Genomic DNA, 11,567 nt, shown 5'->3' on the forward strand with positions numbered 1-11,567 from the left:
GCAATACGAAACAAAAAACGGGCTTTATGCCCGTTTTTTGTTTTTCAGTACAAGACCATTATTGGTCTTGTACGTCTGTTAATCGATCAAGTTTTTTCTGGAAATAGCGACCTTGTAAGAAACGTGTTTCCACATTCCATGCATTAGCAAATAAGTTCATATCATCTAGATCACTAAGTAAAATCCCTACAGGTTTTACAGTCAAATAGTTCAAAACCTTTTCTTGTAAGCGTGTTAGACCATCATCTGAGTTTAATAGCTCAGTTTTCTTCGATTGCAGTTTTAAATATTGAACGTCTAGTTGTTGCAATATTGATTCGCTATACATAGAGGAGCTGAAATCCCGAATCGAAATTTCTGCGCCGTGTTGACGCAGGCGAGCTATGTGTTGCTGGGCAATTGCAAGATGAGGCTGAATTGCTTGTTCTGAAAATTGTAAAACTAGGGGGCTTTCAAGCTTACTACCAATAATGGTGAGTAGTTTTGAAATTAGCTCGGGGAAGGATTTATCTTTGAACAAGATATCAATATTCAGGTTAATAATCAGTTTGGCTTTAGGGTACTGAGTAATAAAGTTATGTAGTTGCTTACATGCCTCAACCAAAATCCAGCGATCTAATTGAATAGAAAGCTCACTGTCTTCTCTTAATTCAGCCAAGTCATTTATGTCATACCATTGTTCATCGCTGATAAAACCGCTAGTCACCTCATAGTTATGGGTTTCTTGATCGTGTTTATCGTAGATCTGCTGATATTTTAAATGAATTTCACTTCGAGCTAACTGCTGCTTTAATTGCTGCAATAACGAAGATTGCAAAGGAGCATCGACTTGCTCAAGGCTTAGATCAAGCGATATAGAAGATTTAACAGGTTCGGGAGCGATAATATCGATGGTTGGTGCCAACTCAATTTCTGCCTGCGCCTTAGGTAACTCTTGCTGACTTGTTTGAGCAAGTAAGCTTGAAAAGCTATCTTCATTTAAAGGTTCAGTAATTGGGGCATAGCTCAGCTTAAATTGGATCGAGTAGTTAAGCTCATTGATCTTTAATAAATGCTCTTTTTGCAAACTTTGCAGACTAGTCAGTTGGGAGTTAAGGACTGTGCTGTTTTCAGCTTGTAAAACGCCAACATATGCGCCAAGTTCAATATTAAAAATCGGCATTTGCGCGTGTTCTTTTAAGAAACTGTGCAGCTGATTGAAATATTGTGCAGGAGTTTGCCAATCTTGTTGAAATACTCGCTCTGGGCACTGATTTAATTTAAATAAAATTAATGCGTTGGCTTGAGCAGGGTAGGTCGATAGTTGTCGATTAATTTGTTGCCAAGGTGCTTGCACACCATAATTCTTTTCTGAAAAAAGTGTATTTGCAGGTGTTGCTAAATCCAGTTGATAGTCAATGGTTAGCTGTACAGCATCTTCTTCCTGACTAGGAATAAACTCTAGTTTTAGAGCATTGTTACCTGCGATTGCTGCATGTTGACTCTGAATTTCAAAGCGGGCCTGATCAAATTGGCCTAATGAAATTTTCTTAAATCTTTGTTTAAAAACATTTAAATCATCAGGTTGTAAAACATCTAAAATCGGTAGACCAATAATCTCGTCTTCTTGCTTAAACCCAAAAAGGTTGAGGTATTCTGTGTTTGCCTTAACATGCATCCCTTCTTGAAAAAGGGCAACAGCTTTATGGCTGTTATTGACCAATGTTTGTGTATGGGAGTGAATTGTTTCTAACTCATTTGTCAGGCGTTGTTCAGTCTGCAATAAGTGGCTATACGACAAGGTCCGAATAAGAGTGATATAAAAATAATCTAATGGTTCTAATGGAACTACATCATAGATACCTTTTTGAATATAAGCCTGATATTGCTGAGGTTGATAATCGTCAGGTTGTAATAATAAAACAGGTAAATTTGGCTGTTCAGATGCTTGAATGAGGGAGAGAGTTTGTTCAATTTTTAGGTCATAAGCACGACCAAAAATAATAGCATCCCACGGCGTATTTAACTGTTTTTCAAAACTTTTTAAATCATCAAGTAATAATGCCTGAACTTGATAATCATTCCCCAATAATAAATTTAAAATCTGGTTATAACGTAGCTGGTTGTCATCAATAATGAGTAAACGTGTTTCAGTACGTTTTAACTTTTTAGATAATAAAGAGTTTCTCACTTTAGTGCTTCCCATAAATCTTGAGTGCTAGAGTTATTACCCTTTTTCATCATGAACTGATCAAGCAGACCTTGTTGCTGCTCATTTAAAAGTTCGAAATGAAATTGAATAAAACTTTGCGTAATGAGTTGTGCTTTGAGTAGATACACTTTGATTTCTTCTGTCCCCAATCGTAAATGAATTGTTTGTTGCTCTCTAAAAATTTGAGAGCCCGGTAAAATAAGCGTATTTTGTATTTCTTCTAGATTTTGTGTTTGTAGTAATAGTGCGGGATGATAATTGCGAGTATGGCGCTCAGCTTGAATATGCACTGAACAAGGGAACATGGCTTGCGACAAAATCTCTAAACCTAACTCTAGGGATTTTTCTGTCGATTGTTTAATCCAGCGAATTACACCGCCGCGCCATTGTCCATGCAAAGTTTCTTTAACTAAAATGTATTCACCAGTTCTTAAGTTCTTTGGTGCTTCGCCAGACCATTTAATACGATATCCATTAACACTAATATCGAGAACGGTGGTTTGATAAATGGTTTTGCTTTCACGACTTAAGCGTTGATAAGAGCTGGTTTGTTGTTCTTTTTTCTCTAAGTTGGATAAAACTTTAGCTTCGCTTTGTAAGTTATAGTTATGGTTAAGCTGTAGCGTTTCTTCAAAGTTTTTTGCTTTAGATAGATAGAAATGGGCAGTGCTTAAACCAAAACAAATTTGGAGCTCTGCATTGTACTCATAACGTTCATGACGACGTTGAGCCGTGGTTCCTAAAATCGTTTGAACATGAAACTTTAAAGCTGGGCTTAAATAAAACTTTTCATTCTTAGAAATATATTGAGCATTTTTATGCATGGTTGCAGTGACATGCTCAAGTAAAGCTTGCGTACCGATGAAGATGCTAGGGTTAAAGTTAGAGCTACGCTTTGTATTATAAACAGGTGGATGGTCTTTATTTGGATCGACCACATATTTCGTTAACGCGGTATCTTTCGGCAAAATATGAATCATTCTTGCCCAGTCAAAACTACATTGAAACAATGCTTGAATTTCTGACTGACGAATCTGGTTCGTATTTAAAATATCCAGCAAAATCAACTGAGCATAAGCTTGTGTAATATTCGCTAAAGGGTGTTGTATGCCCTGAATATGATTGATATTGATGAGATGGTATTTGTGTTGAACTGCGGTTTCATACAGCTGATGCGCAATTAACCATTGACCTTTAAGAGGCTCGCTATAAAGCATGTGCTGCTGATAGAGGAGATTGGTTAATTGTTGCAGAGCATGAAAAGTCGATAAAATACGTGCCGTTTGCAAATTCTTTTTTTGCTTATAGGCAAAGAGTGAAAACTTTTGATGCTGTAGTTGCTCATGACTATTTTGCGCAATATTTAAATAAATACTGGCGAAATAGCAGCGGAGCAACATTGCTAATTCAATAATGTGCTCATTACGATCTGTACTAATCACGCCTTGGTTAAAGAAGTTTTTCTCTAGGCTGGCGAGTACATTGTTAATGGTCGGATGAAGCGTTTGTATGAGATCGAAACGTAAGGTTTCACTACATTTTAATTCATTGAGCTCTAAAATAGCTGTGAATAATGCTTTTGACGTATCACCGAGTTGCATAATAGAAAGGGTAGTGACCCATTCATTAAGATCTTTAATATTGGCTTCACAAAAGCTTAACCGTTCACGAGTGAGTTCGGTTTGATTGTGAAAAATGTCCGACAGCGCATTATTCATCATCACTTATTATATAACTCAAAAAGTTGTAGCCCCAAAAAGCGGTGTTTTATTCTTTTCGCCCGCAATTTCCCTGACGAGTTTAGGAACCAAATACCCCGGTAGGTTCGCTAACACGTCACGATAGATATCATCTATCTCGGATGATTCTAAATCAAAATGTTGTGCACCTTTTACTTTATCTAAAACATGTAAGTAATAAGGCATAACGCGAGCTTCAAATAAACGATAACTTAAATCAATTAACGTCTGTGCAGAGTCATTGACACCTTTCAGCAATACTGCCTGATTTAGTACAGTAATGTGATGGTCGGATAACTGCAACAATTTTGAACAAGTAAAGTCATCGAGTTCAGAAGCATGGTTTGAGTGTACCACCAGAACTATACGCAGCCTACTGTTTTTTAATAAAGAAATTAGCTGTTCGTCGATCCGGTTAGGAATAACAATTGGGACTCGTGAGTGAATTCTCAGAATCTGAATTTGTTTGAGAGATGATAGGCGTTCTAACCAAAGTGCTAATTTACGGTTAGAAAGCGTAAGCGGATCGCCACCACTTAAAATGATCTCGTTAATATTCGGGTTTGCTTCAATATAGTTTTTAATATTTAGCCAATCTTCATTTTTTGGCAAATTTTCTTGATAGGGGAAATGACGACGGAAGCAATAACGGCAGTGTACGGCACATGCACCTGTCAAAGTCAGTAAAAAACGCGATTTATATTTATGCAATACACCCGGTAATTGATTTGCTGCTTCTTCGCCTAATGGGTCAGTCACAAACTCAGGATGTTCTTCAAGCTCTAGATGATGGGGTAATACTTGTAGCAAAAGCGGGTCAAGCGGGTTTTTAGCGTTCATTTTTCCGACGAACGCACGAGGAACACGCAATTTAAACTTTTCAGAAGCCAGAATCGCACCCGATAATAGCTGTTCTGAGGATAACTCGAGTAGGCTTAGCAATTCCGAAGGATCAGTAATAAGGTCACTCAGTTGAGATTGCCAGTTTTGCTCTTGGTATAAATAGTTTATCATTTGACACGATTAAGATAATGCAACAACGCATTATATCGCATAGTTGACTTGTTAAGTTTGGAGTGTGCCTTTCATGGCCTATTATTCTACAAATGATTTCAAAGCAGGCCTTAAGGTTATGCTTGATGGTAACCCATGTTCAATCATGGAAAACGAATATGTAAAACCAGGTAAAGGTCAAGCGTTCAACCGTGTAAAATTACGTAACCTTAAAACCGGTAAAGTATTAGAAAAAACTTTCAAATCAGGTGACTCTTTAGAAGCAGCTGACATCGTTGAAGTTGAAATGGAATACCTATACAACGATGGTGAAATGTGGAACTTCATGGATCCTGTATCTTTTGAGCAAATCGCTGCAGACAAAATTGCAATGGGCGATGCTGCTAAATGGTTAAAAGACGATTCAAATGAAAAATGTACAATTATGTTGTTCAACGGCGTACCTTTAACAGTAAGCCCACCGAACTTCGTTGTATTGAAAATTGTTGAAACTGATCCGGGTGTACGTGGTGATACATCTGGCGGTGGTGGTAAACCAGCTAAGCTTGAAACAGGTGCGGTTGTTCGTGTTCCGTTATTTGTTCAGCAAGAAGAAAGCGTTCGTGTAGATACTCGTACTGGCGATTATTTAGAGCGTGCATAATAGTTAAAAAATACACTATTATCGAAGGGATGATGTAAATCATCCCTTTTTTTATGCGAAAGTATAAGAGGAAAAAAGAAAAAGGAGGAGTAGAGTCACAGGGATTAAGAGAAACAGTACATAACAATATAAAAATGCTGTAGTTATTTATTGAGAGGTTAAGAATGGACACAATGCAAGCGAAATCTACGCTTCCCTCCAAGCTGGTCTGGAGCCTAGTGGCAATAATAGGTGCAATTTCTTTTGGGATGCTGGCACTCAGTCGTGGTGAACATGTCAATGCGGTTTGGCTTGTACTTGCTGCAGCATGTGTATATAGCATCGCATATCGATTTTATAGTCTATTTATTGCAACTAAAGTATTTGAATTAAACCCAAGACGTTTAACCCCAGCACATCGCTTGGCCGATGGTCTGGATTATGTTCCCACCAATAAATATGTGCTTTTCGGTCACCACTTTGCTGCCATTGCAGGAGCGGGGCCGTTAGTTGGACCAATTTTGGCTGCACAAATGGGCTTTTTACCAGGAACGATCTGGTTATTGGTCGGTGTGGTTCTGGCGGGTGCGGTACAAGACTTTTTAGTTTTATTTATTTCAACACGTCGAGACGGTCGCTCACTTGGTGAAATGGCAAAACAAGAACTCGGTTCTTTTGCCGGTATTGTGGTCATGCTTGGTGCGCTTGGGGTAATGATTATTATCCTTGCGGTACTGGCATTAGTTGTGGTGAAAGCACTTGCCCATAGTCCATGGGGTGTTTTCAGTATTGCAGCGACGATTCCAATTGCATTGTTTATGGGCGTTTACATGCGTTTTATTCGCCCGGGACGTATTGCCGAAGTTTCTATTATCGGCTTCGTTTTAATGATGCTTGCCATTGTTTATGGTGGACAGGTTGCAGCAGATCCATACTGGGGTGAATTTTTCACCTTAACAGGAACACAGCTTACATGGTGCTTAATCATTTATGGATTTATCGCATCAGTTTTACCAGTTTGGTTATTGTTAGCACCACGTGATTATCTATCAACATTCCTTAAAATTGGTGTCATTCTTGGCTTGGCCGTTGGTATTGTGATTGCATTACCTGAATTGAAAATGCCGGCAGTGACTCATTTTATTGACGGTACTGGTCCTGTATTCTCAGGTAGTTTATTTCCATTCCTATTTATTACTATTGCCTGTGGTGCCATTTCTGGTTTCCATGCGCTTGTATCAAGTGGTACAACACCAAAACTCGTTGATAACGAAGCTGACATTCGTGTGATTGGTTATGGCGGCATGCTCATGGAGTCTTTCGTCGGTATTATGGCGATGATCTGTGCAACTGTCTTAGACCCAGGTGTGTACTTTGCAATTAATGCGCCTGCTGCTGTACTCGGTACAACTGTAGAATCTGCGGCAGAAGCCGTGCGTAATTTAGGCTTTGTGGTTACGCCTGAAATGCTAACTGTATTGGCTCAGGAAGTGGGTGAAAGCTCAATTCTTTCACGTACAGGTGGTGCGCCTACCTTTGCGATTGGTATGGCACATATCATTTCGGAAATTTTTAACAGCCGTTCAATGATGGCGTTCTGGTACCACTTTGCGATTTTATTCGAAGCATTATTCATTTTAACTGCTGTAGATGCGGGTACTCGTGCTTGTCGTTTCATGGTGCAAGACACTGTGGGTATTGTTATTCCTGCGGTTAAATCTTCAAGCTCATTCTTTGGTAACTTGCTAGGTACTGCTGTTGCGGTAGGTGGATGGGGCTTCTTCGTCTATCAAGGTGTGATTGATCCATTAGGTGGTGTCAACTCACTCTGGCCTTTATTTGGTGTGGGTAACCAGATGTTGGCTTCAATGGCACTCATTTTGGGTACAGTTATTCTGTTTAAAATGAAAAAAGAAAAATATGTATGGGTAACGATTTTCCCAACAATTTTCCTATTCATTACCTGTATGACTGCGGGCTGGCAAAAGATTTTCCACGAAAATCCAAAGATTGGTTTCTTAGCACAAGCGAATAGATTTTCAGATGCGATTGCGCGTGGTGAAATTCTTAAACCAGCAAAAACACTTGAAGAAATGCAGACAATTGTGATGTCAAATCAAATCAACGCTGCACTTTGTGGCTTCTTTATGATCGTTGCGATTGTGATGGTGATTGCTGCGATTGGTATTGTGCGCCGTGCATTAGCAAGCCCGACACCAACTGCTCATGAAGCACCAGCTGTATATGCTGATCCGAAAGTGGTAACCCCACGAGGAGAGTAATGATGAATTTTAAATTTGCAAAAAATGGAACTGTCATTATTGCGAAAATTATTAAAATGACAGTGCTCTCGCAAAAAGAGCTATTACTTTCTCCAAAGAACTGGTCGCGCTTTGCAACCTTGTGGCAACGTTTGCAGCAAAGCTTTCGACTGATGGTTGGCGTTCCAGACTATCAAACTTATCTGGAGCACATGAAAGCTCATCATCCTGATTTAACACCAATGGATGCGACGACTTTCTATCGTCATTGTGTTGATTCGAGATATCCATCGGCAGGTGGTAATTTAAAGAAATGTCCTTGTTAAGTTGAGATTAATAGTCAGCTAAAGAAACGGTATGTGGTTAAACCATGTACCGTTTTTCTTTTTTGGAAAACGAAAAAGAGTTTGCTTAAAGTTTGCTCATTTGTATTTTTTTCGATGGTAAATCACTTGTTTTGCTTTTGAAAAATGAATATTATGCTTTCCATTCTAGGTGTATAGCTCAGTTGGTTAGAGCGCTACGTTGACATCGTAGAGGTCTCCAGTTCGAGTCTGGATATACCTACCAAGATTTAAAGTCATATAAACTCGATAGCTTTATATGACTTAAAAAGCCCTAAACTATAATGGTTTAGGGCTTTTTTTATTGGTTTAATAAATTTCTTAACCGAGATCGCTTCTAAAAAAATAATAATTAAAAAGTAAATCCTTCTTTTTGTAAGACCAAGCTAAGGGAGTTAAAAATAATGATATCTAAGCTTTTGAATATAATTTCTTATTTGAATACATTGAAATAAAGCTTAATAAAATAGTTGAAATAAAATGTTTTAGTAAAATTTTTGACCAGTAATTACGTGAATAGTATTTTAAATTTTTTATTGGTCATAATTTAAAAAATACCAATTGGTAAATGTAAGCTATCAATTATAATCAATAAATTTACTTATTTTTTAATTATGTTATTATGCGCCCTCATTTTGGTAAGCCGAAATGGCTTATTAGAATGATTTTTTAAATTTATAAAATTGGAAACTTCATGTTAAATATAACTAAATATATAATAGCTTTAGCTTCAATATTCATGGTAACAACTAGTTATGCTGCTAGTGCTTTGGATGTATCGCCAATTTGTAAAAAAGTTGGTAAAGATCTAGATAGCTATATAAATAGAGGGGCGCATTGTTTAGAGTCAGAACCATTTGAAATTCCATTGACTGATGCAAAAGGATTAAATGTAGGTACTGCGAAAGTAGTTGCATATGTTTATTCTGATAATCCAAAAAATGCATTAACTTGGACATTCAAGTATAAACTGCGCACAAAAATTATAGGGCAAATTGGTGATTCTCTAAAAGTACGACCTGAGTTGTACTGTTATAACTGTACAACAAAGACTGTCTACGGCAATCCAATTAATTTAGTAAATGGTTTATCTTTAGAATCTACCACTACTTTCACCCCATCTAGCACTGAATTGGCTTCTTCAAATCCCTTATTTTTATCTCCAAGTATATCTTTTCAAGTTGTCAAAGCGAACGCTTCATTTAATGATGCGGCAAGTTATGAACCAGGGATTTATAGTCCAGGTGTTCGCTGTGACATAGGTAAAGCTAAGGCAAATACGAAAGGATGTGTATATCCAGATGTACCTCCTGTTCTTACTACAATTAAAATTACTGATCCAGATGTAGATGAGTCTGCAAAGCATATTAAAGAAGCATTTGCGGCTGGACAGCCAGGTAAATTTATTGCAGGTTCAACCAATTCAGTTTTTCCTAGTTCAAGTGCATCTGCCTTAACTCGGTTACGAGATGCTCAAACTCGTAAAGATAATCGTGCCGAATCTGTAAAAATGTGCAAAGTCAAATATGGACCAACGGTCGGTTCAAAATGTTTCTTTACAGGTGATTCTGATGAAGTTGCAACTGATTGCGATTGTGATGAGTTCCCGTTTGCAGCTACTCATCAAGGCGGCACAGGTGCCTCAGTGAAAAAAATTGATGCATCTGATAACCGTAGAGCAGGTAGCCGCTTAGGGTCTTTCTTTAATACCGAACGCGTTTTAGATGGTGATAAGTTCTTTATTAATGTTGATTAATAATTAAAATTAGCGAAGTACCTCCTATTTGAGGTACTTCTAGGATCTATATTTATGCAAAAAAAACTTCCAATACCAGATAACTTACCAAATCATTTAACGGACATTTTTTATCATATCAATATAAATTTGCCTAAAGGTGATTTAAAAGAAACTGTAGAGCTGGATAAAGCAATAAATCAAGTTAACGCAAGTGATGTATATGCTTTACAGGATTATCCTCTGCATAATTTATCTGAATATGCGGGTTGGGCTCTTAACTCAGAAACAACTCAATCTGCAAGTAAAGATAGCCCTTTATTAATTACTCATTGGTACTATTGGGGACAACAGCTTTATAGATCTATTAATCCGTATAAATTAGATCTAAAAGCTCCAAGTTTGTTAGAAATTCCTGCCTATACAAAATTACCAGAGTCTTTAGATTCAGTGGTTGCTGAACAAGATGAAAGATTAGATCTTTCTGATACTGAGGCTAAAAAGATTACTGGTTCTATTCCTGCCATGCATGGTGTTATCCCAAAGGGCAGTATATTTAAACAAGGCGATGTGATTCTAAAAAAAGATGAGAAACTGACTCCTGAAAAATTAATTGTTTTAAGACGAGCTGGAATCAAAGAATTATCTATATATAAAAATCCCAGAATTCTCATTGTAAGTATGCATTCTTTTGATAAAGAAGAAATGAGTGAGGAAAGTCTGTATGTTAAAAATGTCTTGAAAACATGGGGCTACAAGCAGGTAGAAATCAAATCACTCAAACCTGAACGTTTTGATGCTGCATTTAATAATCTTAGAAAAGATAATGATCTAGCTTTAGATGACTCATTAACGACAAGCAGGGACGATTATATAAAATTCTTTGAAGAACAAACTTCAAACTTTGATGTCATTATTTGCTGCACATATCAAAATAATCGTTCTTCTTTATTCCAGCTTGAAAAACTTCCAATTTTTGATCAAAGCAGCATGTCATCAGCCTTGAATACACGTTGTATGCCAGCTAATGAAATTAAAATTCTTAAAGGACAAGATAGGACTCCACCTAGTCGTGAGACTGTGCAGATATATGATGAAAGCGGTAATCATAAAGGTATGCGTGTAGTCGTTACAGAAGACAAAGCGACTATTATTAATTTACCGGGTGACATCCAAGATATTGCGATTCTAATGCATACTTTTGTGAAATACATTTTGAATAAGCACATCTCAGACTTTTTTGATCATGCTTACTTTAAAGGTAAAACTGACATAGAAATTGTTCCTGATGTGACAAATAGAAAGTTGTTATGGGGGTGTTATAAGGCTCAAGAAAATGGGGAATATGTATTAGAAATTATTGAGCAACAACAGTCATATCAGATAGAGCCATTTGTTAAAGCGAATTGTATTGTGATAGTACCTTTTCAAGAGCAGACAATTGCAAAAGGCACTGATTTATATTTTATGAAAATAGGTTAAGTCTAATTTCTATTTATAATTTAATTGAGCGGTGTAACCTTTAAACTTGTTAAAAGGTTACAACCTATAAAGTTATAGCTGCCAACCCCCCACCTTTATAAACCCCTCTTAAACAATAACCAACTCATTATTTATCCTTACTTTTTAATGATCTAATTTAAAACAAATGTCATTTTGTG

The 11,567-nt window shown here is 37.2% G+C and carries 8 protein-coding genes and 1 tRNA gene; 6 read left to right on the top strand and 3 right to left on the bottom strand.

Annotated elements, in window-relative coordinates; translation table 11 throughout:
• Window positions 1–58: 58 nt before the first annotated feature.
• Genes ACTJJG_RS06920 through epmB form a run of 3 tightly spaced genes read right to left on the bottom strand, consistent with a single transcriptional unit; the run spans window position 59 to window position 4,944 of the window.
• The gene (locus tag ACTJJG_RS06920) at window positions 59–2,170 is read right to left on the bottom strand and encodes an EAL domain-containing protein (protein WP_081318536.1); all 2,112 of its coding nucleotides are present in this window, start codon (window positions 2,168–2,170) and stop codon (window positions 59–61) included.
• Window positions 2,167–3,912 carry a hypothetical protein gene (locus ACTJJG_RS06925; protein WP_025466548.1) on the bottom strand — a complete coding sequence of 582 codons (1,746 nt, stop codon included), beginning with the start codon at window positions 3,910–3,912 and terminating at the stop codon, window positions 2,167–2,169. The genes ACTJJG_RS06920 and ACTJJG_RS06925 overlap by 4 nt, the downstream gene beginning before the upstream one ends.
• Before the next feature lie 15 nt (window positions 3,913–3,927).
• Entirely contained in the window at window positions 3,928–4,944 is a 1,017-nt protein-coding gene (gene epmB / locus ACTJJG_RS06930; protein ID WP_017387258.1) for an EF-P beta-lysylation protein EpmB, read from the bottom strand.
• A 73-nt stretch (window positions 4,945–5,017) separates the two neighbouring features.
• Between epmB and efp the strand changes: the two genes are divergently transcribed.
• The 6 genes from efp (at window position 5,018) to ACTJJG_RS06960 (ending at window position 11,388) form a co-directional block, all read left to right on the top strand.
• Entirely contained in the window at window positions 5,018–5,587 is a 570-nt protein-coding gene (gene efp / locus ACTJJG_RS06935) for an elongation factor P (protein WP_002118666.1), read from the top strand.
• Between the two features lie 164 nt (window positions 5,588–5,751).
• Entirely contained in the window at window positions 5,752–7,848 is a 2,097-nt protein-coding gene (locus ACTJJG_RS06940; RefSeq protein WP_017399304.1) for a carbon starvation CstA family protein, read from the top strand.
• Window positions 7,848–8,153 carry a YbdD/YjiX family protein gene (locus tag ACTJJG_RS06945; protein ID WP_372552529.1) on the top strand — a complete coding sequence of 102 codons (306 nt, stop codon included), beginning with the start codon at window positions 7,848–7,850 and terminating at the stop codon, window positions 8,151–8,153. Before ACTJJG_RS06940 ends, ACTJJG_RS06945 begins: the two co-directional genes overlap by 1 nt.
• A 167-nt stretch (window positions 8,154–8,320) precedes the next feature.
• Window positions 8,321–8,397 (top strand) — tRNA-Val (locus ACTJJG_RS06950).
• A gap of 468 nt (window positions 8,398–8,865) precedes the next feature.
• The gene (locus ACTJJG_RS06955; protein ID WP_032070363.1) at window positions 8,866–9,927 is read left to right on the top strand and encodes a NucA/NucB deoxyribonuclease domain-containing protein; all 1,062 of its coding nucleotides are present in this window, start codon (window positions 8,866–8,868) and stop codon (window positions 9,925–9,927) included.
• A 54-nt stretch (window positions 9,928–9,981) separates the two neighbouring features.
• The gene (locus ACTJJG_RS06960; RefSeq protein WP_032063052.1) at window positions 9,982–11,388 is read left to right on the top strand and encodes a molybdenum cofactor biosysnthesis protein MoeA; all 1,407 of its coding nucleotides are present in this window, start codon (window positions 9,982–9,984) and stop codon (window positions 11,386–11,388) included.
• Window positions 11,389–11,567: the final 179 nt, after the last annotated feature.

Source organism: Acinetobacter sp. 22512, from assembly GCF_052044755.1.
GTDB lineage: Bacteria > Pseudomonadota > Gammaproteobacteria > Pseudomonadales > Moraxellaceae > Acinetobacter > Acinetobacter pittii.